27 protein-coding genes and 1 pseudogene are annotated in these 23,663 nt (G+C 67.7%); 9 read left to right on the top strand and 19 right to left on the bottom strand.

The features are described from left to right. Positions 1 to 21 precede the first annotated feature (21 nt). From CFB18_RS09130 to CFB18_RS09120, 3 genes are read right to left on the bottom strand one after another with little or no spacing between them, the layout of a single operon-like run. On the bottom strand, positions 22 to 714 hold the full coding sequence (locus tag CFB18_RS09130) for a metal-dependent hydrolase (protein ID WP_088571506.1): 693 nt from the start codon (positions 712 to 714) through the stop codon (positions 22 to 24). Between the two features lie 32 nt (positions 715 to 746). Beyond that, positions 747 to 1,715 (bottom strand): ABC transporter substrate-binding protein, encoded by a 969-nt coding sequence (locus tag CFB18_RS09125; RefSeq protein ID WP_088571505.1) that lies wholly within the window; start codon positions 1,713 to 1,715, stop codon positions 747 to 749. Then, positions 1,712 to 2,665 (bottom strand): NAD-dependent epimerase/dehydratase family protein, encoded by a 954-nt coding sequence (locus tag CFB18_RS09120; RefSeq protein WP_088571504.1) that lies wholly within the window; start codon positions 2,663 to 2,665, stop codon positions 1,712 to 1,714. The genes CFB18_RS09125 and CFB18_RS09120 overlap by 4 nt, the downstream gene beginning before the upstream one ends. Positions 2,666 to 2,759: 94 nt before the next feature. On the opposite strand from CFB18_RS09120, the gene CFB18_RS09115 reads away from it, so the two are divergent. Next, on the top strand, positions 2,760 to 3,215 hold the full coding sequence (locus CFB18_RS09115) for an FHA domain-containing protein (protein ID WP_088571503.1): 456 nt from the start codon (positions 2,760 to 2,762) through the stop codon (positions 3,213 to 3,215). A gap of 53 nt (positions 3,216 to 3,268) precedes the next feature. Here CFB18_RS09115 and folP read toward each other — a convergent pair whose 3' ends face one another. From folP to CFB18_RS09095, 4 genes are read right to left on the bottom strand one after another with little or no spacing between them, the layout of a single operon-like run. Continuing rightward, complete coding sequence (gene folP, locus CFB18_RS09110; RefSeq protein WP_088571502.1) at positions 3,269 to 4,654, bottom strand: dihydropteroate synthase; 1,386 nt, start codon at positions 4,652 to 4,654, stop codon at positions 3,269 to 3,271. Further along, entirely contained in the window at positions 4,632 to 5,120 is a 489-nt protein-coding gene (locus CFB18_RS09105; RefSeq protein WP_159461671.1) for a 6-pyruvoyl trahydropterin synthase family protein, read from the bottom strand. The genes folP and CFB18_RS09105 overlap by 23 nt, the downstream gene beginning before the upstream one ends. 40 nt (positions 5,121 to 5,160) lie before the next feature. Continuing rightward, the gene (locus CFB18_RS09100; RefSeq protein ID WP_088571500.1) at positions 5,161 to 6,291 is read right to left on the bottom strand and encodes a glycosyltransferase family 4 protein; all 1,131 of its coding nucleotides are present in this window, start codon (positions 6,289 to 6,291) and stop codon (positions 5,161 to 5,163) included. A gap of 26 nt (positions 6,292 to 6,317) precedes the next feature. Further along, complete coding sequence (locus CFB18_RS09095) at positions 6,318 to 7,013, bottom strand: Dph6-related ATP pyrophosphatase (protein ID WP_088571499.1); 696 nt, start codon at positions 7,011 to 7,013, stop codon at positions 6,318 to 6,320. Between the two features lie 128 nt (positions 7,014 to 7,141). Between CFB18_RS09095 and fabG the strand changes: the two genes are divergently transcribed. From fabG to CFB18_RS09065, 6 genes are read left to right on the top strand one after another with little or no spacing between them, the layout of a single operon-like run. Next, positions 7,142 to 7,891: a 3-oxoacyl-[acyl-carrier-protein] reductase gene (gene fabG / locus CFB18_RS09090; RefSeq protein WP_088571498.1), complete on the top strand. Its 750-nt coding sequence runs from the start codon at positions 7,142 to 7,144 to the stop codon at positions 7,889 to 7,891. Between the two features lie 20 nt (positions 7,892 to 7,911). Then, a complete protein-coding gene (locus CFB18_RS09085; RefSeq protein ID WP_159461670.1) occupies positions 7,912 to 8,289 on the top strand; it encodes an Asp23/Gls24 family envelope stress response protein in 378 nt (125 codons plus the stop codon). After that, positions 8,249 to 8,746, top strand: coding sequence for a transcription antitermination factor NusB (gene nusB / locus CFB18_RS09080; RefSeq protein ID WP_200808148.1), 498 nt, complete (start codon positions 8,249 to 8,251; stop codon positions 8,744 to 8,746). Before CFB18_RS09085 ends, nusB begins: the two co-directional genes overlap by 41 nt. A gap of 11 nt (positions 8,747 to 8,757) precedes the next feature. Beyond that, a complete protein-coding gene (locus CFB18_RS09075; RefSeq protein ID WP_088571496.1) occupies positions 8,758 to 9,075 on the top strand; it encodes a Sec-independent protein translocase subunit TatA/TatB in 318 nt (105 codons plus the stop codon). Further along, on the top strand, positions 9,035 to 9,775 hold the full coding sequence (tatC, locus tag CFB18_RS09070; RefSeq protein ID WP_088571495.1) for a twin-arginine translocase subunit TatC: 741 nt from the start codon (positions 9,035 to 9,037) through the stop codon (positions 9,773 to 9,775). The genes CFB18_RS09075 and tatC overlap by 41 nt, the downstream gene beginning before the upstream one ends. Positions 9,776 to 9,809: 34 nt before the next feature. Continuing rightward, positions 9,810 to 11,168: a cyclic 2,3-diphosphoglycerate synthase gene (locus tag CFB18_RS09065; RefSeq protein ID WP_088571494.1), complete on the top strand. Its 1,359-nt coding sequence runs from the start codon at positions 9,810 to 9,812 to the stop codon at positions 11,166 to 11,168. A gap of 36 nt (positions 11,169 to 11,204) precedes the next feature. Here CFB18_RS09065 and CFB18_RS09060 read toward each other — a convergent pair whose 3' ends face one another. Both CFB18_RS09060 and CFB18_RS09055 read right to left on the bottom strand, forming a co-directional pair. After that, positions 11,205 to 11,552: a nucleotidyltransferase domain-containing protein gene (locus CFB18_RS09060; RefSeq protein ID WP_088571493.1), complete on the bottom strand. Its 348-nt coding sequence runs from the start codon at positions 11,550 to 11,552 to the stop codon at positions 11,205 to 11,207. Beyond that, on the bottom strand, positions 11,524 to 11,922 hold the full coding sequence (locus CFB18_RS09055; RefSeq protein ID WP_088571492.1) for a HEPN domain-containing protein: 399 nt from the start codon (positions 11,920 to 11,922) through the stop codon (positions 11,524 to 11,526). Before CFB18_RS09055 ends, CFB18_RS09060 begins: the two co-directional genes overlap by 29 nt. Positions 11,923 to 12,189: 267 nt before the next feature. Here CFB18_RS09055 and miaB point away from each other — a divergent pair, with 267 nt between their 5' ends. Beyond that, complete coding sequence (miaB, locus tag CFB18_RS09045; RefSeq protein WP_088571490.1) at positions 12,190 to 13,548, top strand: tRNA (N6-isopentenyl adenosine(37)-C2)-methylthiotransferase MiaB; 1,359 nt, start codon at positions 12,190 to 12,192, stop codon at positions 13,546 to 13,548. Between the two features lie 152 nt (positions 13,549 to 13,700). Next, complete coding sequence (locus CFB18_RS09040) at positions 13,701 to 14,525, top strand: XdhC family protein (protein WP_088571489.1); 825 nt, start codon at positions 13,701 to 13,703, stop codon at positions 14,523 to 14,525. A 113-nt stretch (positions 14,526 to 14,638) separates the two neighbouring features. Here CFB18_RS09040 and CFB18_RS09035 read toward each other — a convergent pair whose 3' ends face one another. The 10 genes and pseudogenes from CFB18_RS09035 to CFB18_RS15315 form a co-directional block, all read right to left on the bottom strand. After that, positions 14,639 to 15,814 carry an RNA polymerase sigma factor gene (locus CFB18_RS09035; protein WP_088571488.1) on the bottom strand — a complete coding sequence of 392 codons (1,176 nt, stop codon included), beginning with the start codon at positions 15,812 to 15,814 and terminating at the stop codon, positions 14,639 to 14,641. 35 nt (positions 15,815 to 15,849) lie between these two features. Continuing rightward, positions 15,850 to 16,476, bottom strand: a complete 627-nt coding sequence (locus CFB18_RS15625) for a DUF4340 domain-containing protein (RefSeq protein ID WP_200808147.1) — start codon at positions 16,474 to 16,476, stop codon at positions 15,850 to 15,852. 68 nt (positions 16,477 to 16,544) lie between these two features. After that, complete coding sequence (locus tag CFB18_RS09025) at positions 16,545 to 18,119, bottom strand: GldG family protein (protein ID WP_088571487.1); 1,575 nt, start codon at positions 18,117 to 18,119, stop codon at positions 16,545 to 16,547. Continuing rightward, positions 18,116 to 18,844: an ABC transporter permease subunit gene (locus tag CFB18_RS09020; RefSeq protein WP_088571486.1), complete on the bottom strand. Its 729-nt coding sequence runs from the start codon at positions 18,842 to 18,844 to the stop codon at positions 18,116 to 18,118. Before CFB18_RS09020 ends, CFB18_RS09025 begins: the two co-directional genes overlap by 4 nt. 11 nt (positions 18,845 to 18,855) lie before the next feature. Continuing rightward, positions 18,856 to 19,776, bottom strand: coding sequence for an ABC transporter ATP-binding protein (locus CFB18_RS09015; protein WP_088571485.1), 921 nt, complete (start codon positions 19,774 to 19,776; stop codon positions 18,856 to 18,858). A 236-nt stretch (positions 19,777 to 20,012) separates the two neighbouring features. Beyond that, the gene (locus CFB18_RS09010) at positions 20,013 to 20,753 is read right to left on the bottom strand and encodes an MBL fold metallo-hydrolase (RefSeq protein ID WP_159461669.1); all 741 of its coding nucleotides are present in this window, start codon (positions 20,751 to 20,753) and stop codon (positions 20,013 to 20,015) included. Positions 20,754 to 21,069: 316 nt separating this feature from the next. Continuing rightward, a complete protein-coding gene (locus tag CFB18_RS16540; protein ID WP_088571483.1) occupies positions 21,070 to 21,306 on the bottom strand; it encodes a HEPN domain-containing protein in 237 nt (78 codons plus the stop codon). Then, on the bottom strand, positions 21,248 to 21,727 hold the full coding sequence (locus tag CFB18_RS09000; RefSeq protein ID WP_159461667.1) for a nucleotidyltransferase domain-containing protein: 480 nt from the start codon (positions 21,725 to 21,727) through the stop codon (positions 21,248 to 21,250). The genes CFB18_RS16540 and CFB18_RS09000 overlap by 59 nt, the downstream gene beginning before the upstream one ends. A gap of 440 nt (positions 21,728 to 22,167) precedes the next feature. Next, positions 22,168 to 23,109: a DUF4349 domain-containing protein gene (locus tag CFB18_RS08995; RefSeq protein ID WP_159461666.1), complete on the bottom strand. Its 942-nt coding sequence runs from the start codon at positions 23,107 to 23,109 to the stop codon at positions 22,168 to 22,170. A 154-nt stretch (positions 23,110 to 23,263) separates the two neighbouring features. Continuing rightward, positions 23,264 to 23,663, bottom strand: a pseudogene (locus CFB18_RS15315) (hypothetical protein); the annotation flags it as partial.

Here is a 23,663-nt window from a genome sequence, read left to right as displayed (position 1 = left end):
CACTGCGCGGTCAGGCTCCGTTCAGCCCATCGCCTCGATGACGCTCCGCATCCGCCATGTGATCCAGAGGACGCGGGGATAAGCCCAGAGGAGGAAGGCAGCGCCATCGAGGAGGTTATACTGCGATGTCGGAAGAAGAAGGGCCAGAGGGGTGAACAGGGCGCCAAGCCCCAGTTGGACCTTCACCTCTTTCCTCAGAGAGATGAGCCCCCTCCTGTCCATGCCACGACGCCGGGCCTCTTTCCCCAGGGCGAAGAGATAGGCTGCAAAGGCGTAGAAGTTCATCGCCCGCAACAGGTTCGGAACCGGATGGGGCAGGGCCACGCCCGCCCACAGGTTCACCGACCACAAGGGCCAGAGGATCCCCACGCCATCGAACCAGGCGAGCAAATCGGGGAGGATGTGTAGCCCCACGCTTCCCAGGAGCCATCCTCCAGCGAACGCCATCTGTGCGCGATCCCCGCGAAGGCGGGCGCTGCCGGCCAGCGCCAGGGCGACGCCGATGGCGAAAAAGAGGGAGTGGGTCAGGGTGCGATGGAACAGCGCCTCTGCCCGAGCCGGATCCATTCCCAGCACCACCGCGATGCCCTGAGGGTATGTATCCAGATCAGGCAGCAGGGCCCCGGCCATCAACCCCAAGGCGAACCCCCGGGGAGCCGGACGGAGCCGAAGGACGCCCAGGGCGAACAGACCATGCAGTCCGGGCTGCGGCATCTCCCCCTCCGAACGCCTTTCCGTTCACCGCGTCACGGCACGTTCACCCACAGGGCCGGCACCTTGCGCAGCTGCCCTCCGCCCCCCTCCCAGATCCCCGTTCGGCCCTCCCAGCGGAAGGAAGGGGATCCGTGCGCCTGCAGCAGCGCCCACACCAGATCATAGCCCAGGGCGGCGTAAGGCCCCGGCGGCGTCCCCAGGGAGAGCGCCCGATAGGCGGCAACCCACCCCGGATCGTCCACCCGCCGGGTCTCCGCCACCACCCGGATCCCGGGATCCCCCGGGATTAACACCTGAAGATCCGGGTGCAGGAGGCCCGGGCCACCGAGCAGGAGGCCCCGCCAGCCCGCCTGCCGCCAGCGCCGCGCAGCCTCCCCCGCGTGGACCGCCCGGCCATCGAAGAGCACCGGCTCCTCTCCCCAGGGATCCGCCTCAGTCCACCGCGCCTCCACCACCCGCCATCCCCGAGCGCGGATCACGGCCACAGCCTCCGGCCCGAACCATTGCTCCTCCCCATCCCGGACCATCCAAAAGCGCGATCTGGACGCTTGGGGAAGGCTACCCATCAAGGCCTCCACCATCGTGGAGGTGTCCACCGCCGTGGCCATCGCCCCTGCAGGAACCCGGTCCGCCGGAAGCAGGGGGGCGATCCACAGGACGCCGGCCTCCCGGTAAACCGGAGCGGCTGCCCGTGTGGTTTCCGGCCGGAAATGGCCGATCACCGCGATCAAACCGGGAACGGCCGTGATCTGACGCGCCCGCTCCCGCGCCCGCTCCGGATCCCCCCCGTCGTCCAGGGCGAGGAGCATCGCCCACGGCCCCTCCGGATGCCGGGCGTTCCACTCTCGGATGGCCAAGCGAGCCCCAAAGATCAGATCGTAACCGATCGCCCGATCCCGCCCCTCGAACGGAGCGACCAGGCCGATGGTCCAGAGCTCCGGGGAGCGACACGCGGTCAGCCCCAGGAGCCCGATCAGGAAACCCGCAAGCCTCTTCCTCACCGATACGTCCCTCCACCGCCTGCCCGACCCGCCCGGGCCTCCAGGTAATCAGCGAGGGTGGCCGGGGTGTCGAATTGATAAGCGAAGGAAGTCAACCGGGTGATGCGGCTCCCATCCACCACCCACGGCCAGCGCAGGTAATGGAGCAGCGCCGGCGGCGCCTCGGTGACCGCCCGCCATCCCATCCGCCAGGCTACCGCGGCCAAGGGATATAAGAGGACCCAGGGGAGCGCCACGGCCCGGGCTCGGGCGCGCCGGACCACTTCCTGGAACGGAATGGGGTTCGGGGCCCCCAGGTTGTAGGGGCCCGACGGTCCTTCATGGAGCAACGTCGCCAGGGCCTGGGCCACATCCTGCTCATGGACCAGCTGGAGCGGCGGGTTGGCCCCCCAAGGGAGAAACACAAAGGGTTTCTCCAGGGCGCGGGAGAGATAGTTCCGCATATGGGGGCCGGCGACCACCACCGGTCGCACGAGGATCACCCGGGCCTCCGGATGCTCGCGGGCGTAACGCGCCGCCATTCGCTCCAGCTCCAACTTGTCCTCCACATATCCGAACCCCGGGCACCCGCGCAACGGCGCGTCCTCCGTCAGCGCAGGCGGGTTGTCGGGATACGCCCCGTAGACCGTGGCGCTGCTGAGGAGGATCACGGTTTCCACCCTCGCCTCCGCACACGCCGCTAACACGTTGGTGGTCCCCAGCACGTTCAGCGCCCGTTCCGCCCGCCGATCCCGCATGGGATCCACGGCGAAGGCCAAGTGGATCACCGCTTTCACGCCACGGGCCCGAAACAGGGCGCCCATGGGCTGTCGCACATCATGGCGGACGAACTCCGCGCCTTCCGGAAGATGGCGCGGCGAGCGGATGTCCAGGGCTAGCACTGCCGCGCCGGCCAGCCGCTCGAGCAGGCGGGACCCGATGTAGCCGCTGGCGCCGGTGACGGCGATCATCACACTCCCTTACCGGAATGTCGGGGATGATATAATGAAAACAAGCGGGTCGGGTCGAAGAGACGCGAACCTCTCGTAAAGGCAGGAATCCGGCATGGCGGAGATCGAACCGACAACCCCGGAGTCCTCCGGGAATCTAACGCCCCCGGATGCCGAGCGCTGGCAGACCGCTCCGCTGGCCGAGGGGGAAACCGAGGCGGAAAGCCCATCCCCCAAGGCCCCGGCGACGTTGCTGCGCCTTCGGATCGCCCAGAGCGGCCGCACCATCGAGGTGCGCACTTCCCAGGTCTGTGAGATCGGGCGGCCGGACCCCGGCCTCGGTCTCTTTCCGGATCTCGATCTCTCTCAGGAGGGCCCGGAGGCCATCTGGGTCTCCCGACGTCACGCTTGCATTTTCTACCACGACGGACATTTCTACATCGAGGATCTGGGAAGCACGAACGGAACCTATCTCAACAACAAGCGCCTGGTCTCCGGGCTCCCCTACGCCCTCCAGGATGGAGATGAGCTGCGCTTCGGCCGCATCGTCGCCCACGTGCACATTGAGTAAACGTCTCCCCCGTGATCCCCGCGAAGGTCCACCCCCCCTGAGCGCCGCGACGGTCAGGCCGTCCACGGTGGCCCGCGGCGGACGATGGCGTCGGCCATGCGGGCGACCCGGACCATCGCTTGGACATCGTGAACCCGGATGATATCGGCCCCGCGGGCGATGCAGAGGGCCACGACGGCCGCCGTGCCCTCCAGCCGCTCCTCCGGCGGGAGGTTCAGGGTGTAGCCGATGAAGGATTTGCGGGAGGGCCCCACCAGAATGGGGAAGCCCAGCTCCCGCAGCTCCCCCAGGCGGTCGATCAGCTCCAGGTTCTGCGCCACGGTCTTGCCGAACCCCAGCCCGGGATCCAAGATGATCCGGTAAGGGGGGATCCCGGCGGCGCGGGCGGCCTGCACCCGTTCCTGAAGATGCGCTTTGACCGCCGCCACGATGTCTTCCTGCACCGCGCCCTCATAGCGAGCGCCCAGCCGGGGGTCCCGCACCACCGCCTCCCGGCGGCTCCGGTTGTCCATCAGGACGATCGGGACGCCCAGCTCGGCCACGGTCTCCGCCATGGCGGGATCCGCCCGCATCGCCCAGACGTCGTTGATCAGGTCCGCCCCAGCCTCCACGGCGGCCCGGGCCACCTCCACTTTATAGGTGTCGATGGAGATGGGGCCCAATCCCTCCTCCGCCAGCCGTCGGATCACCGGCAGCACCCGGCGCATCTCCTCCTCTGCAGGCACCGGCTCCGCGCCGGGTCGGGTGCTCTCCCCGCCCACGTCGAGCAGATGGGCCCCCGCGGCCTTGAAGCGGCGCGCCTGCTCCAGGGCCGCCTCCACCCAGCCCGGCCCCTTCAGCAACCCATCCCCGGAGAAAGAGTCCGGGGTGACGTTCAGGATGCCCATCACCAGGGTCTCCCGTCCCCAGTAAAGGAAACCCCGCCCCACGCGCATCGGCGCCCGAGCCCATAGACGGATCCCGACGGCGGGCAAACCGGCGGCCAGGTCCGCCGCCGTCCGTCCCAGACGGGGGTGTCGCCACTCCGGGGCTACCTCCGCCAGCGGCGTCATCACGAAGGCGCGCTCGGCCATGCGCGGATGCGGCAGGGTTAGCACCTCATCGTCCAGACACAGATCGTCGTAGAACAGGACATCCAGATCGATGGGGCGAGGACCCCAGCGCGGGCCCGGCTGACGTCCCATCGCCGCCTCGATCGCCTTACAGGCTGTCAGCAGATCATAAGGGGAGTGATCGGTGGTGCCCACGCAGACGGCGTTCAGGAACATGGGCTGGTCCGTGTAGCCCACGGGCTCCGTCTCATAGAACGAGGAGACGGCCTCGATCTCCACGATCTCCAGGAGGCGCTCCAGGGCCTCCCGCAGGGCCGCGTCCCGATCCCCCAGGTTGCTCCCCAGGGCGATGCCCACGCGATGCTTACGACGCCGCAGCGGCGGCATGGAGCACCTCCCGGTGGATCGCGCGTTGGCCGAAGGATTCCTCCACCTCGACCTCCAGGGCGTGCAGACGGAGCCCCTCCGGCAGGCGCGCCCGCAACCGCCCCGCGAGATAGCGGGCCAGCCACTCCGCCGACGTGTTGGGGATAGGCAGGATGCGTACATCCTCCAGGGGGAACACGTAGCGCTTGCGATCCACCTCCGCTTCCACCTGATCCTCCTCGATCCGCAGGCGCAGCCGCGGGTGCTCCGCCGGCAGCAGCACCCGGTGATCCAGCTCCTCCACCAGCGCCTTCACCAGGCGCTTCAGAGCGACAAAGTCCATCACCATGTCGTCCCGGAGCTCACCCTCCAGGGCCACCGACACCCGGTAGTTGTGGCCGTGGAGCGGCTCGCTCCCTTGCGGGAAGATCATGAAATGCCCGGCGCAGAACACCAGGTTGTCCTGAGCAACCTGCACGCGATCCATCCACAGCCCTCCCTCGAGAGGTCTTCCGCCTCGCGTCCGGCTATACGCTGCCTTCGATGGCCTCCGCCGTGCGCTCGGCGCAGGCCCGCCATGAGAACTGCGCAGCCCGCCGCAGCCCGCGCTCCCGCAACGTCTGCCCCAGATGGGCATCGACCAGGACAGCGATCAGTGCCCCCGCCATCCCCCGGGCGTCGTCCGGCGGGACCAGATAGGCGGCGTCGCCGGCCAGCTCGGCCAGGGCCGGGATCTCCGAAGCCACCACCGGCACCCCGCAGGCCATCGCCTCCAGCACCGGCAACCCGAACCCCTCATACCGGGAAGGATACAGGAAGGCCGAAGCGCCCCGATACAGCGCCGGCTTGTCCACCTCGTCCACCGGGCCGATCCATCGGACCACTTCCTCAAGTCCCCACGCCCGGGCCAGGGGGCGGGGATCCACGAACAGACGATGGGAGCCCTCGGGCAGGCGCCCGGCGATCACCAGCGGGAAATTGTAACCGATCGCCTCTTGAGCCCAGGTGTAGACCGCCAGCAAGGTCTCGATGTTCTTGCGCCGATCGAAGCCCCCCAGATACAGCACATACGCCGGAGGCAAATCGTATCGGGTCCGCACCCGGGCGTCCGCGATGGGATCCGGGCGCGGGGTGAACCGCTCCGAGACCCCCAGGGGGATCGCCACCACCCGCTCTGGGGGAACCCGGAGCCAGCGAAGGATGTCCTGACGGGAGGCCTCGGAGTCCGTCAGGATGCGGGCGGCGCCCGGGGTGGCCGCCCGCACCAGGGCGGTATACAGCCGCACGCCGAAGCCCGACCGATATTCCGGGAAGCGCAATGGGATCAAGTCGTGGACCGTGACGATGATCGGCGCCGGGGCGCGCAGAGGCGGCGCCCAGTAAGGGACGAACAAGCGGTCCGCCCGCCAGCGGGCCGCGGCCTGCGGCAGGGCGAACTGTTCGAACCAGATCTTCCGGAGGGCGCGGGGCGCCCGGGGCAGCCGGATGGGCACCGGCGTCACTCCCTCCGGCAACGCACTCCCCCACCCTTCCGGGAAAGCCACGCCGATCTCCCAGCCCGGCCGGACGACGGGGAGGCGTGCGATCATCTCCCGCACATACTGTCCAGTGCCGGTATCCGGATATCCCAGGAACCATCCGCTGATCAGCACCCGCATCCTTGACCCAACCCCCTCGGGAAGGCTCAGAGGCTCCCCTTCCGGGGAAGGACCGGAAGGGCCGGCACCGTCACCGGAACCAGATCCTGAAACCAGAAGCCGTCCCGATAGACCTGCTCGCCCCGGGTGAAGGCCACCGGCTCCCGGAAGCCCGGGCCGTCATACACGAACGTATGGAACTCCCCGTTCTCCCCCGCGGGATCGACCTCCGGGGGAAGGTCGGCCAGGAAGCCCAGATCCAGGGTCCGCCCCAGGAAGGCTGGGCCCAGCCGGTTCCCGTCCACGCAGACGGTGAGGGCCCGGAACCCCAGGGCGAGGAAGCGGCGCACCAGGTCATGGGTGGGCTCGCCCCAGATCGGGAACAGGACCTCGGCGCCGAGCGGGAGGAGGTGGCGGAGCCGGTAGGCGCGGATCTCCTCCAGGAACAGGTCGCCGAAGGCGAAGCGGCGGATCCCCTGATCCATGAGCGCCCGGACCGCCTCGCCCATCCGTTGCTCGTAGATCTCGTTGGGGCATGGATGGGGGAGCCACACCTCATAGAGGGGAAGGCCCAGGGCCGCGGCCTGGGCGTGGATCAGGGAGCGGCGCACCCCGTGCATGCTGACGCGATCGAAGGCCTCGTTCAGGGTGACCAGCAGCACGGCCACGCGCTCGCCCCGCCGCCGCAAGGCGTGCAGGGCCATCATGCTGTCTTTTCCACCGCTCCAGGCCAGCGCGATCATCGATGCCTCCCTGCCGGTGAAGAGGATCAACCGCCTTATCCTCATTCTCGGCTTTGAGGTAAAATCCTTCAAGTGGCCGGAGGGCTCCGGCTGTCACGGATCTTAGCTCCACACAGGAGGGAGCCTCGATGGGGAACCTGGAGGGCCGTGTGGCGGTGGTGACCGGGGCCTCGCGGGGGCTGGGGCGGGCCATCGCCCTGGAGCTGGCCCGGCGGGGCGCCCGGATTGTGGTGAACTACCGGCAGAACGAGGCCGCCGCCCGCGAGGTGGTGGAGGCCATCCGGGCCGCCGGCGGGGAAGCCATCGCCGTGCAGGCCGATGTCAGCCGCTATGAGGAAGCCGAGCGTCTGATCCGCGCTGCCCTGGAGGCCTTCGGCCGCGTGGACATCCTGGTCAACAACGCGGGGGCCACCCGAGACAACCTGCTGGCCCTGATGAAAGAGGAGGACTGGGATTTCATCCTGGCCACCAACCTGAAGAGCGCTTTTAACTGCACCAAGGCCGCCCTGCGGCCGATGATGCGGCAACGCTACGGGCGCATCATCAACATCACCTCCATCGCCGGCCTGGTGGGCAACGCCGGCCAGACCAACTACGCCGCCGCCAAAGCCGGCCTCATCGGCTTCACCAAATCCCTGGCCAAAGAGGTGGGCTCCCGCAACATCACCGTCAACGCCGTGGCTCCCGGCCTGATCCCCACGGACCTGACGGAGCCCCTGCCCCAGGAGTTCAAGGAGGCGGCCCTGCGGATGACCCCCCTGGGGCGCCTGGGGACGCCGGAGGACGTGGCCTACGCAGTGGCCTTCCTGGCCTCCGATGAGGCTGCCTTCATCACCGGCCATGTCCTCACCGTGGACGGCGGGATGACATGCGTATGAGCGGACAGGGAGAACCGGGAATGGGTGGGGTGGAGGAGCACGGGCCGATCCCTGGCCGCGTCATCGTCGCCCCCGAGGTGCTGCGAACCATCGTCCGGCAGGCCGCCCTGCAGGTCCCTGGAGTCGCGCGCCTGGCCCCGATGCGGGTCGGGCCCTGGCCCCTCGCCGAAGGGGTCCGTCTGACGGTGGTGGAACATCGGGTGCGGGTGGACGTCGCCCTGGTGGTGCGTCCGGAGACCCGCTTCCGCGAGGTCGCCCGACAGGTCCAGGAGGAGGTGGCCCGGGCCCTCCGGGACCTGACCGGCCTGGAGGTCGAGGCGGTCAACATCCTGATCGCGGACGTGGAGGTGGAAGCCCGTGGCCCGTCGACCGCCTCCGGCTCGGAAGAACGACCCTGAAGGAGGCGCCCGGGAGAGCGGGGGGATCCCGCTGCTGCGGCGGGCCCGCATGGTGGCCTTGCAAGCCCTTTATGAGATCGACGCCGCCGGCCACCCGCCCGGCGAGGTCCTCTCGACCCGCTTCCAGGCGGAGCCCTTGCCCCCCGAGGCCCGCGCTTTCGTTCAGGAGATCGTCACCGGGGTCCTCGCCCATCGCGAGGAGATCGATCGGCTGATCCAGCGCTACGCTCCGGCGTGGCCGGTGGCCCAGATGGCCATCATCGACCGCAACATCCTGCGCATGGCCATCTTTGAATTCGTCATCGCCCGGCGCACGAGCCCGGCGGTGGCCATCAATGAGGCCGTGGAGCTGGGGAAGCTCTTCGGCTCCGAGAGTACCCCACGCTTCGTCAATGGCGTGCTGGGCAGCATTGCTGATGAGATGGAGTCGGGAGATGGCAGGCAGAGCGGGCCCTGAGGAGGATACATATGGAAAGCCTGTTCGGCATCGGCCCGATGGAGCTGGCTTTTATCTTCTTGTTGGCCTTCATCCTGCTGGGGCCACGGGATCTCCCGCGCCTGGCCTATCAGCTGGGGCGCTGGGCTCGACAGGCCCAGCTCCTCTATGCGGAGTTCCGACGGGAGTGGGAGGCGGAGGTCCAGGAGGTCGCCCGGGAGGTAGAGCAGGCCGCCACAACGCCCCCCGAGACCTTCCTCCCGCCAACCGTCGCCACTTATCAGCTGCCCCCCTCCTCGGGGATCACCCATGCGGATCCCTCGTCTTCAGAGCCCAGGGAAAGCCGTTAAGCCCCGAAAGGTGGATCAGCCCCGGCCGCTGCTGGAGCATCTGGAGGAGCTGCGCCAGCGGCTGCTGCGGAGCCTGGTCGCCCTGGGGATCGGCACCGGGGTGGGGTTGCTCATCGCGGACCGGGTGATCGACGTCCTGGCGGCGCCGGTGGGCGGGCGGGCCGGGCTGGTCTCCGTAGACGTTACGGAGAGCATCGCCGCGTACATGCGCGTGGCCTTGCTCTCCGGGTTCACCCTGGCCTTCCCTTACATCGTCTATCAGATCCTCGCCTTCATCTACGTGGGGCTGCTTCCCCATGAACGCCGGGTCGTCCTCCTCCTGGTGCCCCTGGCCACCCTGCTCTTCGTGGGAGGTGCCGCCTTCACGTATTTCGTGATGATGCCGGTGGCCATCCCCTTTCTCACCACCTTTGCCGGCATCCGGACCCAGCCCCGGCCCTCCACGTATCTCACCTTTGTGGTCTCCTTGATGTTCTGGCTGGGTTTGAGTTTCGAGATGCCGCTCGTGACCTTCGCCCTGGCCAAGGCCCGCCTGATCACGGCCCGCCAGCTGCTGCGCGGGTGGCGTTTCGCCGTGCTGGCTATCGCCGTCCTGGCCGCCGCCATCACGCCCACCGTGGACCCGGTCAACATGAGCATCGTGATGTTGCCGCTGCTCGGGCTTTACCTGCTCAGCGTGTTGCTGGCTGCCCTGGCATAACGCATGCGCTCCAGCTCGCTTCGGAGGGAGCATCATGGCCGATCGCATCCGCGTGATCATCATGGGCGCCGCTGGAAGGGATTTCCACAATTTCAATGTCTTCTTCCGGGACAACCCGGATTACGAGGTGGTGGCCTTCACGGCCGCCCAGATCCCGAACATCGAAGGGCGCCGGTATCCGCCCGAGCTGGCCGGCTCCCTGTATCCCGAGGGCATCCCCATCCACCCCGAGGAGGAGCTTCCGGAGCTCATCCGCCGCTTTCGGGTCGATCGCGTGGTCTTCGCCTACAGCGACGTCAGCCACGAGTATGTGATGCACCGGGCCAGCATCGCCCACGCGGCCGGGGCGGATTTCTGGCTGATGGGCCCCCGCGCCACCCAGCTGAAATCCCGCAAACCCGTGGTCTCCATCGGCGCGGTGCGCACCGGCAGCGGCAAGAGCCCCACCACCCGGCGGGTGGCCCGGCTGTTGCGGGAGCTCGGCTGGCGCCCGGTGATCGTGCGCCATCCCATGCCCTACGGCGATCTGCGCAAACAGGTCGTGCAGCGCTTCGCCTCATTTGAGGATCTCGATCGCTATGAATGCACCATCGAGGAACGGGAGGAATACGAGCCCCATCTGGCCCACGGCTTCACCGTCTACGCCGGGGTGGATTACGAGCGGATCCTGCATGCGGCGGAGGAGGAGGGGGACCTCATCCTCTGGGATGGGGGAAACAACGACTTTCCCTTCTTCGTCTCCGACCTTCACATCGTGGTCGTCGATCCCCATCGGCCGGGCCACGAGCTGCGCTACCATCCCGGCGAGGCCAACCTGCGCATGGCCGATGTGGTGGTGATCAACAAGATCGACACCGCCTCCCCGGAGGCCATCCATCAGGTCCGGGAGAACGTCCAACAGGTCAACCCCCAGGCGGTCCTCATCGAGGCCGCCATGCCCATCTTCGTGGAGGATCCCGACGCCATCCGCGGCCGGCGAGTCTTAGTGGTGGAAGACGGGCCCACCCTCACCCACGGGGAGATGGCCTACGGGGCAGGGTGGGTGGCCGCCCGGCGCTTCGGGGCGGCTGAGATCCTGGACCCCCGGCCTTACGCGGTGGGCAGCATCCGGGAGGTCTACCAGCGCTATCCCCAGACCGGCCCCGTGCTCCCGGCCATGGGCTACGGCGCCGCGCAGATCCGCGAGCTGGAGGAGACCATCAACCAAGCTCCCTGCGACCTGGTGCTCACGGCCACGCCGGTGGATCTGGCCCGCATCCTGCGGGTGCGCCACCCCGTGGTGCGGGTGCGCTACGAGATCCAGGAGATCGGCCGCCCGACCCTGGCTGACGTGCTGGTGGAGCGCCTGGGGCGCGGCCCACAGCCGCCGGATTCCGGTGCAGGCCGAAATTGAATCCCGGGTGAGGGGGAACCTCTCTTCATCGCTCGATCAACCCGGCGTCCCTTCCGGTTCGCCGCGCCGGGCCAGCATGATGCTCCCCCGCAGTGCCTCCTCCAGACCAGGAGGAAGATCGGGGCCCACCAGCAAAAGGTCCAGGCCGATCTCCAGCCGGCGGGAGAAGAAGAAAAAATACGGCTTCATCGCCTCCAGAGGGTTCCCGGAGATCTCCTTCACCCGAAGCAGCAGATCCACATCGCTGGTCCCGGTGGCCGTCCCGGCCGCCAGGGAGCCGATCAGCCGCACCTCCAGGAGCTCCGGGAAGGCCTCCAGTGCCTCGGCGGCCGCCTCCCGCAACCGCCGGAGGAGCTCATCCCGATCCAGGGAGATAGCTTTCACAGAACCGGATGATTCGATCCGCCGCACGAAGCGCCTCCCGGGCCTGAGTTTCCGTGAAATAATCCGCAGGCTTGCCGGAGGGGAAGCCGTTGGGATAACGAGGCGGGATGTAATAAAGGTCCAGCAGGCGGGCATCATCCAGGATCTCAGGGGGAACCTCGATCCGCTGTCCGATCCATTTCAGCATCTCGGTCAGGGAATGTCCCCACAGCGTCAAGCCCAGCGCGAGCCCCAGCGCCTTGACGACCTTCTCCGCGGACTGCTGGAGGGTGAAACACGCCCATTCGTAGTATCCATACTGAATGTCCAGAAGCGCCCGTTCGCGATCCCGCTTCCCCCGCTCATACCAGCCCTTCCAGCGGTTGGCCATGGATCCCCCGCGGGGCGCGAATCCTTCACCGGGAATTATACCGGACCGCCCGGCCCAGGGTTCATGGATTTTCTTCGATGCCTCCGGCCTGCCGATCCCACCCACCCTTCCGGAAGGGGATGCTGAAACGGACGAGGGGGCCCTCATCCCGGCGTCCGATGGATTTGACGAGGCCTCCCCATCCCTCTAAAATGATGAACGAATAGATCCCTTTTCCAGCCCCAATCTTCCCAATGGGACCTCCCTGACCCATTCAAGGTGAGCGGGATGCGGTATTACATTCACACCTTCGGCTGCCAGATGAACGTGGCCGACAGCGAGCGGCTGGCCTCGGCCCTGGAGAAGCTCGGCTATCAGATGGCCGAGCGGCCGGAGCAGGCGGACGTGCTGGTCGTCAACACCTGCGTCGTCCGCCAGTCGGCCGAGGAGAAAGCCTACGGGTGGCTCCACATGGTCCGGCCCCTCAAGGAGCGGCGGCCCGACCGCGTGGTGGCCGTCATGGGCTGCCTGGTGGGCGTGAAGGGCAACGAGGGGCTGCGCCGGGCCTTCCCCTGGGTGGACGTCTTCATGCCGCCCGCGGACCCCCGGCCGCTGGTGGAGTTCCTGGCCCGGCGGGTCGATGAGGGCCGGGCGGTGGCGGACCTGGAGCGCATGGTCCGCTACGCCCTCCAGGACGAAGAGCTGGTGTTGCCGCTCTCGGAGCGGGGCCGCAAGGTGACCGCCTACGTGCCGGTGGTCCACGGCTGCTCCTTCGGCTGCACCTTCTGCATCATCCCCTACCGCCGCGGCCCGGAGCGCAGCCGCCCCGTGGGCCAGGTCGTCGCCGAGGTGCGCGCCCTGGCCGAGCAGGGCGTCCGGGAGGTCACCTTGCTGGGCCAGATCGTCGACCGTTATGGGAAGGACATCCCCGACGGCCCGGACCTGGCGGATCTGCTCCGCGCAGTCCATGAGGTGGAGGGGATCCAGCGCATTCGTTTCTTGACCTCCCATCCCAGTTTTATGACCGACCGGATCATCGAGGCGGTGGCGGAGCTGCCCAAGGTCTGCGAGCACATCGAGATCCCGGTTCAGGCGGGCAACGATGAGGTGCTGGCCCGCATGCGCCGGGGCTACACGGTGGCCGACTACAAGCGCGTGGTGGAGAAGATCCGCCGGCGCATCCCCAACGCCTCCATCGCCACGGACATCATCGTCGGCTTCTGCGGCGAGACCGAGGAGCAGTTCATGGACACCTACCGGCTGGTGGAGGAGCTGGAGTTCGACGTGGTGCACATCGCCAAATACTCCCCCCGGCCGGGGACGGTGGCCTGGCGCACCATGGCCGACGATGTGCCGCCCGAGGAGAAAGAGCGCCGCTTCCGCATGCTGGAGGAGCTTTACGAGCGGATCTCCCGCCGCAAGAACGAGGCCCTCATCGGGCAGACGGTGGAGATCCTGGTGGAGGACCGCAACGAGAAGGGCAAGTGGTTCGGGCGGACCCGCAACAACAAGCTGGTCTTCTTCGAGGATGGCGACCGCGACTGGCGGGGGCAGCTCGTCTCCGTCCGCATCACCTCCGCCGGCCCCTGGTCCCTCCAGGGAGTCCCGGTGGAGCCCAGTCTGGAGCCCGGTCGATCCCCACGCTGAAACCCTCGGCCTTCTCCGGCATCTTCGAAAACGAAGGGGCCGGACCGCGGATCCGGCCCCTTTTCCCCAGGACCCTTAACCTCCGTTCGCGCTACAATGAAGGAGCCAGCGTCTGCAAGGTGAATCCATCCCCCTGAGCCTCAGGAGGCTAAATGCGAGCGCTGTATGAAGCCATCCTGCGGGCGTATGAGGAAGACCGGCCGGTGGCGCTGTGCACCGTGATCCGGACCCGCGGCTCCGTCCCCCGCCACGAGGCCGCCAAAATGCTCGTCTACCCCGATGGCCGGATCCAGGGGACCATCGGAGGCGGGGAGATGGAGGCGCGGGTGATCCAGGAGGCGCTCCACGCGATTCAGGAGGGGCATCCTCGGCTGGTCCGTTACACCCTCTCCGACCCCCTACAGGGCGACCCCGGGGTCTGCGGCGGGGAGATGGAAATCTTCATCGAACCCCTCCTGCCACCCGCAGTGCTGATCATCGGGGCCGGACACGTCGGCCGGGCCCTCGCCCACCTGGCCAAATGGCTGGGCTTCCGCGTCCTGGTGAGCGATGACCGGCCGGAGCGCTGCACCCCGGAATGGATCCCTGAAGCGGACCGCTTCTTGGTGGGGCCGCCCGAGGAGGTCCTCCCCCAGGCCCCGATCCACCATCAAACTTACATTGTCCTCACCACCCGGAACCATCCCCTGGACGTGCGGATCCTCCCGCTGATCCTGGATTCCCCAGCGCCCTACATCGGGGTGATCGGCTCCCGGCGGCGCTGGCTGCTGACGGCGAAGGCCCTGATGGAACGCGGCATCCCCCCGGAGCGCCTGGCCCGGGTGCGCTCACCCGTAGGCCTGGAGCTCCGGGCGGAAACGCCGGAGGAGATCGCCGTCTCGATCATAGCGGAGATCATCGCCGTCCGGCGCGGGGGGAGCGGCGCGCCGATGACCGCAGATATCCGGGAACTCCTGCGGGAAGCGATCCCCGGATGAGCTCCGGAAGCGGCGACCCGGCGGAGAAGCAGGGGCCGGATCGCCCGAAGAGGCGCCATCCGGCCCCCACACGATGCTCCACGAATGACCTGCGCGGTTCCTTACAGAGGAGATTATTCGCGGAGGAACTCCCGGAGCTTACGAGCATAAGTGGGATGCCGCAGGCGAGCGAGGGCCTGGGCCTCGATCTGTCGCACCCGCTCCCGCGTGACCCCCAGCTTGCGCCCCACCTCCTCCAGCGTGTAGGGACGCCCGTCCGCCAGCCCATAGCGCAGCTGGAGGATGCGGGCTTCGCGCGGAGAGAGGGTGGCCAGCGCCTCGTGCAGGATCTCCCGCAACATCTGCTGGCTCACCGCCTCCGCCGGGGAGGCCGTCCCCCGATCCTCGATGAAGTCCCCCAGCACGCTCTCTTCCTCATCGTCCGTGGGGGTCTCCAAGGAGAGAGGCTGGCGGGCCATCTGGAGCAACTGCTCCGCCCGCGCCCGGGGGATGCCCATCGCCTCCGCCAGCTCCTCCGGCGTCGGCTCCCGGCCCAGCTCCTGAGCCAGCTGCTGCTGGAGGCGCATGAGCTTGTTGATCTGATCCCCCATATGGACAGGGACGCGGATGGTGCGGGATTGGTCGGCGATGGCCCGGGTGACCGCCTGGCGGATCCACCAGGTGGCGTAGGTGGAGAACTTGTGGCCCCGGCGCCAGTCGAATTTCTTCACCGCCCGGATCAGGCCGATGTTGCCCTCTTGGATGAGGTCCGAAAGGGGAAGGCCCCGGCCCGCGTATTTCTTGGCCACGCTGATCACCAATCGGGTGTTGGCCAGGATGAGGTGTTCCTGGGCCGCCCGCCCGTCGGCGACGATCTCCTCCAGCCGACGGCGCTCCTCGGGGGAGAGCCCCCCCTGGGCCAGGCGCCGTTCGGCCGCCCGCCCGCGCTCGATCCGCCGGGCCAGCTCCACCTCCTCCTCCGGCGTCAGCAGGGGGATCCGCCCCACCTCCTTGAGATAGAGGCTGAGGAGGTCATCGGAGTCCAGCTCCGCCTCCAGCTCCTCTTCCCAGAGGCCTTCTTCGTCGACCTCCTCCTCCGCGGAGATCGGACCCTCCTCCTCGGGAGCGTCCGTAACCTCTACCCCTGCCTCCAGGAGGGCCGCGAAGATCTCATCCAGCCGATCCAGGTCGTTCTCGGCCTCGGGGAAGAACTCCAGGATTTCCTCAAAGGTGACATACCCCCGGGATCGACCCAGGGCGAGGAGCTGGTCCAGCGTCGTGCGATGCGGGCTCAGGATTCCCTCCAGCATGAAGCCGATTCCTCCCTCAGGTTTGACCGCTTCGATCAAGGTGTCGGAGTCACACCCGGGATGGGCGAAGGGCCGGGCGTGGGGGTGGGCGTGGCCGTCGGCGTAGGGGTCACCGTCGGCGTAGGTGTGGGGGTCGCCAGCGGCGGCTCCGTGATCAGCTTCCGGGCCTCATCGATGGCGAAGGTCCCCACCACATACACCGCCGGATCCCCCTCCCGGCGCACGTAATAGCCACCCCCAATCGGCGTCGCCGTCCCCACCGTCAGGGTGAACACCCGATCCGTGGCGCTGATCACAATCGTGTAAGTCGGTGTCACCAGCCCATAGGCGGAGAGATCCGTGACGTCGGAAATCACCTGCTGAACGAAGAGCGTCGCCAGCCCTCCGGCCAGGGTGTCCAGGGTATCCTGGCGAACCAGATGGTGGGTGGGCGCGATCATGAACCACTGCCCGCTGGCATCCCGCTCCACCTCCGCCTCCCGCCCGGCGGCGTGGTCGATGACCCGGATGCGCTGGATGGCAGCGCTGCTCACCTCCAAGAGGTTACGGGATGCGCCCGCCGGCGTCGGCGTGGGACGAGCAGTGATCCTCGGTTCCAAGTATACAAAGAGGGCCAGGATCAGGAAAGCGATCACCAGGCCCAGCGTCCCCCATCGCTTCATCGCTGATCACCTCCGATCCGATGCCCGGCTTCTATGAGAAAAGACCGCATCGGGATCCCCGAATCCCCTCAGCGACGCTGCCACCACACCATGGCGCCGGCGGCCAGGACCAGCAGCGGCATGGCCACCACCGTCAGCATGAAGACGGTGCGGACCTGGGCCGGCGTGGCGCTCAGGGCGCGGACGGTGGCGGAGGGAGACTGGCGCAACCCGATCAGGACCTCAGACTCCGAGAGCCAGTTGACGGCGTTGACGAACAGATCCAGGTTGGCGAAGGGCAGGTTCGCCCCCACGTTCTGGTTGGCGGCGAAATCCGCATCTCCGAAAAGGACCAGGCGGCCTTTCCCGTTCACCTGCTCCACCGCCACGGCCAGGGCCTGAGGTCCCACCGGCTTGCCGCCCGGCCCCGGCAGCCGTCCCTGGCTTAACCCCTGGCGCAACGCGTTCAGATCCGTCTCGCCCCAACTCTGATTGCTGGTCTCCACCAGCCGGACCACGCGGAAGCGATCCGAAGGGACACGGCTGTCGTCGATGGAGCGCGCGGCCGGGAAGGCCGTGGCGATCCCGCGCAGCTTCTCCGTGATCGGGCTGAACCCGTAGCGGCCGGCCACCGGGGTGAGCGGGTCCGTGAACATCGAGCTCACCGGATCGACGATCACATCCTCCCGGAAGGCGATCCCCCAGTCCGCCAGCACCCGGTTGATGGACTCGGTCACCCCGGCTCCGACGTTCTGGAGGGCGGGATCCAGCGCGATCAGCATCCGCCCACCGGCGTTGAGATAGCCTTTCAAGGCCTCGACCTCGCGATCCAGCAGCGGGCGGGTGGGGCCAACCAGGATCACCCCCGCCGCATCCGCGGGCACCGTCGCCGTGACCGCCAGGTTCAGGGGCTCCACCGCATATCCTTCCCGTTCCAGGGCCCGACGGACCTGGGCGTAGCCGTTGTCCCCTTCTTCCTGGATGTCCCGCTCCCCATGGCCGGCGAGGAAGTAGATCTTGGGTTGGGTGGTGCGGATCAGCTTCACCAGGGCCGAGGTGAACTCCTGCTCGTTGTAAAGGGTGACCTGCTGCCGTCGATCCCCCATCACGAAGAGGATCGTCCCGTCCTGGGTGACCCCCCACTGCCGGGCCAGGGAGGCCTGGGCTACCGGATCGATAAATCGGTAAGAGAACTTCCCATTGCTGTGATGCCGATACTGATCCAGCAGATCCTCGGCGTTCTCCCGAGCGAACTGGAAGTTCTGGGAGAAGAAGGCCAAGGCCTCCACCGGCTGGGGGAGGGCGCTGAGGATCTGAAGGGTTTGAGGGGAGAGGGAGAAGCGCCGCTCCGCGGTCACATCCCAGCGCTGGGCGTGGCGGACGGCCAGGATGTTCAACAAGGCCATGATGCCGATGAAGGCCGCGCTGGCCAGGGCGGCGTTGGCGCCGAAGGCGAAGGGACGCCCCTGGATCCAGGCGCGGACCGACTCCGGGGCAAGGTAGATGGCGATCCCCCCCAGCAGGACGGCCAGGAGGAGGGCGACCACGCTGGGCGCGCCGAGCCGCCCCTCGATGGTCCAGGCGACCACGGCGGCGACGAGGGCCAGAAGGGCGAGCCCCCACAGCGCCCGAAGGATCGCTTCGGACGGCCGGGCCAGGTTCATCGCCACCTCCGCGAATTCAGGATCTGCACAGTGAGGAACAGGAAAGCTGCGGTGACGCTCAGGTAATACACGATGTCCGCCGTGTCGATCAAGCCCCGACGGAAGTTAAGAAGGTGGTTCCGCAGATCTAAATGGTTCAGAATCTGCTGGAGGGTGGGGTTGGTGATCCCATCCGCGGGCAGGCTGGCCACCGCCAGCAGGATCACCAGCCCGATCCCCACCACCGCCGCCACCACCTGGTTCTGGGAAAGGGAGGAGGAGAACAGGCCGATGGAAAGCAACGCTGCCCCGAAGAGGGCCATCCCCAGGTAGCCGGAGAGGATGGGGCCGACGTCCGGGTTGCCCCGCATCCAGAACAGGAGCAGGGGATAGACGGCGGTGGCCAGGAGAAGCCCGAGATAGAAAACCAGGGCGGCCAGATACTTCCCCAGCACCACCTCCCAGTCCCGCACCGGCGCCGTGAGCAACAGCTCCAGGGTCCCCAGCCGCTGTTCCTCTGCCAGCAGGCGCATGGTCAGCACCGGGGCAACGAAGAGCAGGATGGTGGTCATCACCCCGAAGACATATCGCATGGTCGGCTCCGATCGGCTGAGGACGGTGAAGACCACGTCGGTGTAGAAGAAGAAGCCCATCATGGCCAGGAAGGCCGCGCCCACCAGATAGGCGATGGGCGAGACGAAATAGGCCCCGAGCTCGCGACGGGCGATGGCCCACACGTTGCGCATCGATGCCCTCCTCAGTCCTGAGCGGTCACCTGAAGGAACAGATCCTCCAGGGTGAGGCCGACGGGCCGGAGCTCCAGCAGGCGCCACCCGCGGCGCACGATGGCCTCGGCGAGGACCGGACTGGGATCCTCCCGGGCCTCGGGGGCCACCTGGATCTCATACACCCCCCGCTCCAGCCGCTCCACCCGGTGCACCACGGGGAGTCCATGCAACGCCTCCGGGACCTGCGCGTCCGCCCCGTCCACCCGCAGGAAGATGCGGTCCGGCCGCCGGCTGCGCAGGGCCTCCCCCAGCGTCATGTCCGCCCGGATCCGCCCCCGGTGGATGATCAAAACGCGATCGCAGATCTGCTGGACCTCCGCGAGGATATGCGTGGAGAGCAGGATGGTGTGGGTTTTGCCCAGCTCCTGGATCAGCTCGCGCACCTCCCGGACCTGTCGGGGATCCAGGCCGATGGTGGGCTCGTCGAGGATCAGGACGTCGGGGTTATGCAGGATGGCCTGGGCTAAGCCCACCCGCTGCCGGTAACCTTTGGAGAGCTTCCCGATGAGCGCGTCCGCCCGATCCTCCAGCCCGGTGAGGGCCATGGCCCGCTCCACCGCGGCCTTGCGGTTCGGGATCCCCCGGATCTCCGCCATAAAACCCAGATAGGCGCGGACGCTCATCTCAGGATACAGGGGGACGGTCTCCGGGAGGTAACCGATGTGGCGGCGGGCTTCCAGGGACTGGAGGACCGTGTCATAGCCGGCGATGCGGGCGCGGCCCCGGGTGGGCGGCATGTAGCCGGTGAGGATGCGCATGGTCGTCGTCTTCCCGGCCCCGTTCGGGCCCAGGAACCCGACGATCTGTCCGCGCTCGACGCGGAACGTCACATCCTCGATGGCCACCACCTGGTTGCCGTAGATCTTGGTCAACCCCTCCGCTTCGATCATGACCGCTCACCCCGCTCCAGGATCATGGGGGAAAGACCACACCGCCCCGATCGTGGGCGCCCCACCGGAGATGGTTCGCAAGGAGGCGGTTGGCGACGGGCGGAACCGGAGGACACACCCGGCTGGAAAAGATCCGCAACGCCCATCGATCGGCCGCGACATCCGCCTCCGAGTCCGGACATGATTTTATAGGCGAGCGAGGGGAGAGCTGTCAAATCCGCTCCGGGCTCCGCCCTTCACAGCGCCCGCATCCCATCCCATCCGATCTCCACCGGACCCTCAAACGTCTCGCGGGCGCGGGCGATCCACGCCTCCCCATCCACCTCCGGAGGCAGATGGACCAGGATCAGCCGGCGGGCGCCAGCCTCCCGGGCGATCCGCCCGGCGCCTTCCGGTGGGGTGTGCCCGGGATAAGCGCCCGTGGCTTCGTGGATCAGCACCTCAACCCCCCGGGAGAGGCGGGCCATCGCCGGGCACGGTTCGGTATCCGCGGAATAGGCTGCCGTGCCCTCGGGAAGCTCGATCCGCAGGGCCAGGGTGGGCACGCTGTGGACCACCGGGGTGGCCAGCAAGCGGACGAAGCCGGAAGCTTCCACCAGGGAATCCGGCTCCGGAGGGATCGGCCGCCAGTCCACTGGGAACATGCCGGCCCATGAGCGCCATTCGAAGAGGTCCAGCAGCGCCCGGGCCCGCTCCAGCGCGTCCTCGGGCCCTGCGATCCAGAGGAGATCGGCCCGCCGCAGCAGCCAGAGGCCCATCAGCAGCCCGGGGAGGCCGCTCAGGTGATCCGGATGACGGTGGGAGAGAAAGATCCCCCGCAACCGCATGGGGTCCAGGCCCATCCGACGGAGGCGGTGCAACGGCGATCCCCCGGCCTCAATGAGGATCAGCCCGTCGGCTGCCTCCACCACCAGGCCCACGTAGTCCCGCCGGCCATCCGGGACCGCACCGGAGGTCCCCAGCAACCAGAGGCCCATCCGCATCCTCCATCCGATCCCGCGTTCAAGATCCGCACTGTCCTCACAGACAGAGCAGGTCTATGCCGCTTCGCAGGGGGACCCCATCCTCACCATTCATCCGTCGCCTGCAACCACCCCTCACGGATCAAAAGGTCTTCACACCACCTGAGGAACAACGCCGCACACTCCCTCAGGTGACGGACTCTTTCGGGGGAGAACAAGACGGAAGGGACATAATCCGCAAGCATTCGATCATTGAAAGCCTCATTGAGCCACCGAGCGGACTCCACAGGCATAAGCCCTGCTTTCACGATATGCCTGCCGAAGCCACTGATCACACCCTTATGATATGAGAGGAAAACCGGAAACCTTTTGCGAGCAGGATAGCCTGTGCGCCATGAAACATTGCATAATACATACGAGAAGGCGCAGATGTGTAGTCCTCGGCTCTAATATCACGATCTGCCGCTTCAAGAAATCTCCGCGCTTTGCGAATCAACGCTGGAATATCTTCAGGGCGTAATTTCAATGCCTTCCTCCCGAATCCGAGCGCTAAGTGGATGGATTCCATGCAGAAACTCCGTCCAGGAAATCGGCACTACCGAGATCAGCAGCTCGCTTTCCAGGGCCACATGGGAAGTCGCTTCATGGATGCGATGGATCTCCTCGAGAGGATCTTCCACCTCATCCAACACCACCGCCACATCCACATCGGAGTCCTCCCGCCATTCTCCCCGGGCGTAAGAACCGAACAGATAGAGCGCCCGCAATCGCGCTCCATAGAGGCGGCGGACATGAGCCGCCCACTTCTGCAGGGCTTCACGGATCTGCACCGGGATCTGCTCCTGCCGCTCCACCGGAAGGACGATGAGGCGACCCGCCTCTAAGCGGACCACACAGCAGGAGGAGAAACCCGCCGCCCGGGCCAGGTCCGGCAGATCCTCCAAACGGACGAGCCGCTCCTCCTTTTTGACGGCCGTTCCCTTGCGCATGGACCGCATCCCCCTTATGGGTCTGAACGCCCTTCTCCCGGATCCATTCCCAATCTAATCGAAGAAGGCGGGTCTGACAACGTGAGGGCAACTCGTCCTATCTCTTCCAACCACGGGGCTGCCCTCGGGCGCGCGATCCCGATCGCGCTGGCCCAGGGGGCCCCACGCCGTCGATCCCGTCAACCCGGCGGCCCGAAGGAGTCCGCCCGCCCCAGCGCCCGACATCCATGCCCTCGGCGCTCCAACAGTAATCGGTTTTCGGCAGGAGCGGCTTCCGCCGCGACCCATCGCGACATCGAAGACGCAGGGTTCGGGGCTGAAGCCCCCGATGTAAGCCGAAATTCGTTTCGGCATCCACTCGGGACCAGCGTCCCTCCTCCCAAGACGGGGATCTTCAGGGGCGGGGCATTCTTCCCGGACGCCCCGCCCCTCCGGCGGATTCATCCCGCCTTCGGCGGGTGGCGGTTGCGGAGCCGGTAGACCACGAAGGTCAACAGGCCGGCGGGGAGAATGAAGGGCCCGCCCAGCACCAGGACCCAGATGCTCAGGTCCACCAGCGCCCGCATGATGACCCCCAGCACCTCCGTGGCCTCCTGGAAGGTCTGCCCCGGATTCCAGACCACGGGGGTGGGGGTGGGCGTGGGCGTGGGGGTCGGGCGCATGGGCTCCAGGGTGACGGTGATCAGGGAGTAGGCCGAGCGGCCTTTCAGGAAGTTCATCCGCCCCTTCACCTGGGCGATCTCCCCCTCCAGCTCCCGCAGCCGGGCCTCCACTTCCAGCGCCTCCTCCACCGATTTCGCCTGCTGGAGGAACTCGCGCAGGCGGGCGGCGGCCGCCTCCAGGTTGGCCAGGCGGGCTTCCAGATCCACGTATTCCGGGCTCACATCCTGGCCGGAGGTGTTCTCGTCGGCCACCCGCAGGGCGATGCGCCGCAGCCGGCCCAGGGCCTCCTCGAAGCGCTCTGAGGGCACGGCGAAGGTCAGAGCGGCATATTTCTCCCCCTCCTGGAACCAGGTGCGGCTGTTGAGGATGTAGCCCCCCAGGTCGGCCACCAGGCCCTCGATGCGGGTGAGGGCCTCATCCACGTGGGAGACGATGAGGCGCATCTCGGCGTTCTTGATGATCATGCGGGCGGCCGGGTTGGGGACCAGGCCGGGCGGGTTCACTCCGGGCGGCATCGGGGTGGCCGCCAGGCGGTCCCGGGCGGCGGCCTCTTCCTTCAACGGCTGGGGCGGCTGAGCGGCCGGCCCCATTCCGACCGGCGGGACTGCGACCTCCCCTCCGGAGGCCGGAGCCCGCGGCAACGCCGCCGGCGTGGCCCGCGCCGGCGCGCAGGCGGCCATCAGCATCAGGAGGATCATCCCAACGGGCAGCGGGCGCATCGGACACCTCCTTGAGAAGAGGATCTCACCGGAAAGACGTTGGGGCCCGGGGAGGGGTTCCAGCGGAATGCCCTCATCGGGAGCGGCCATGGGCCCGCCTGCGCGCCCTGAGAGGGGTCTGGAGAGTGCCGTCGGAAAAGCGTGGGGCGGGTCCTCAGCCGGCCTCCGGGCATCCGGCTCCGCGGAGGGCCTCTTCGGCCTCCTCCAGGGCTTTGCGGGTCTCCTCATGCCCGCGGGGCGTGGCCTCCGGCGTGCGGAAGCGCAACGCCTCCCGGAAGGCCCGGACCGCCGCCTGCAGGTCCGCGCAGCGCCGGGCCGGGTCCGCCTGGAGCTCCGCCCGCCGCTGGTAGGCCCGCCCGATTTCATGCTGCGCTTCCGCATAGAAGAGAGGGGTCCGCTCCGGGGTGCGGAAACGCAACGCCTCCCGAAACGCCTGCAAGGCGCGCTCGATATTCCCCACCGGATCCTCATGCTCAGACAGTTGCCGATACGCGATCCCCAGATTGTTCTGGGTCGCCGCATAATCCAGCGGGGCCACATCGGGAGTGTAAAAA

Source organism: Thermoflexus hugenholtzii JAD2, assembly GCF_900187885.1.
In the GTDB taxonomy this organism is placed as follows: Bacteria; Chloroflexota; Anaerolineae; order Thermoflexales; family Thermoflexaceae; genus Thermoflexus; species Thermoflexus hugenholtzii.
This window is presented reverse-complemented; position numbering and strand designations above follow the sequence as displayed.

Bases quoted from the DNA above. Each gene is read 5' to 3' on its own strand.
- CFB18_RS09130 (WP_088571506.1), bottom strand. From the start codon at position 714: ATGCCGCAGCCCGGACTGCATGGTCTGTTCGCCCTGGGCGTCCTTCGG.
- CFB18_RS09120 (WP_088571504.1), bottom strand. From the start codon at position 2,665: ATGATCGCCGTCACCGGCGCCAGCGGCTACATCGGGTCCCGCCTGCTC.
- CFB18_RS09115 (WP_088571503.1), top strand. From the start codon at position 2,760: ATGGCGGAGATCGAACCGACAACCCCGGAGTCCTCCGGGAATCTAACG.
- folP (WP_088571502.1), bottom strand. From the start codon at position 4,654: ATGCCGCCGCTGCGGCGTCGTAAGCATCGCGTGGGCATCGCCCTGGGG.
- CFB18_RS09105 (WP_159461671.1), bottom strand. From the start codon at position 5,120: ATGGATCGCGTGCAGGTTGCTCAGGACAACCTGGTGTTCTGCGCCGGG.
- CFB18_RS09100 (WP_088571500.1), bottom strand. From the start codon at position 6,291: ATGCGGGTGCTGATCAGCGGATGGTTCCTGGGATATCCGGATACCGGC.
- CFB18_RS09095 (WP_088571499.1), bottom strand. From the start codon at position 7,013: ATGATCGCGCTGGCCTGGAGCGGTGGAAAAGACAGCATGATGGCCCTG.
- fabG (WP_088571498.1), top strand. From the start codon at position 7,142: ATGGGGAACCTGGAGGGCCGTGTGGCGGTGGTGACCGGGGCCTCGCGG.
- CFB18_RS09085 (WP_159461670.1), top strand. From the start codon at position 7,912: ATGGGTGGGGTGGAGGAGCACGGGCCGATCCCTGGCCGCGTCATCGTC.
- CFB18_RS09075 (WP_088571496.1), top strand. From the start codon at position 8,758: ATGGAAAGCCTGTTCGGCATCGGCCCGATGGAGCTGGCTTTTATCTTC.
- tatC (WP_088571495.1), top strand. From the start codon at position 9,035: ATGCGGATCCCTCGTCTTCAGAGCCCAGGGAAAGCCGTTAAGCCCCGA.
- CFB18_RS09065 (WP_088571494.1), top strand. From the start codon at position 9,810: ATGGCCGATCGCATCCGCGTGATCATCATGGGCGCCGCTGGAAGGGAT.
- CFB18_RS09055 (WP_088571492.1), bottom strand. From the start codon at position 11,922: ATGGCCAACCGCTGGAAGGGCTGGTATGAGCGGGGGAAGCGGGATCGC.
- miaB (WP_088571490.1), top strand. From the start codon at position 12,190: ATGCGGTATTACATTCACACCTTCGGCTGCCAGATGAACGTGGCCGAC.
- CFB18_RS09040 (WP_088571489.1), top strand. From the start codon at position 13,701: ATGCGAGCGCTGTATGAAGCCATCCTGCGGGCGTATGAGGAAGACCGG.
- CFB18_RS09035 (WP_088571488.1), bottom strand. From the start codon at position 15,814: ATGCTGGAGGGAATCCTGAGCCCGCATCGCACGACGCTGGACCAGCTC.
- CFB18_RS15625 (WP_200808147.1), bottom strand. From the start codon at position 16,476: ATGAAGCGATGGGGGACGCTGGGCCTGGTGATCGCTTTCCTGATCCTG.
- CFB18_RS09025 (WP_088571487.1), bottom strand. From the start codon at position 18,119: ATGAACCTGGCCCGGCCGTCCGAAGCGATCCTTCGGGCGCTGTGGGGG.
- CFB18_RS09020 (WP_088571486.1), bottom strand. From the start codon at position 18,844: ATGCGCAACGTGTGGGCCATCGCCCGTCGCGAGCTCGGGGCCTATTTC.
- CFB18_RS09015 (WP_088571485.1), bottom strand. From the start codon at position 19,776: ATGATCGAAGCGGAGGGGTTGACCAAGATCTACGGCAACCAGGTGGTG.
- CFB18_RS09010 (WP_159461669.1), bottom strand. From the start codon at position 20,753: ATGGGCCTCTGGTTGCTGGGGACCTCCGGTGCGGTCCCGGATGGCCGG.
- CFB18_RS16540 (WP_088571483.1), bottom strand. From the start codon at position 21,306: ATGGAATCCATCCACTTAGCGCTCGGATTCGGGAGGAAGGCATTGAAA.
- CFB18_RS09000 (WP_159461667.1), bottom strand. From the start codon at position 21,727: ATGCGCAAGGGAACGGCCGTCAAAAAGGAGGAGCGGCTCGTCCGTTTG.
- CFB18_RS08995 (WP_159461666.1), bottom strand. From the start codon at position 23,109: ATGCGCCCGCTGCCCGTTGGGATGATCCTCCTGATGCTGATGGCCGCC.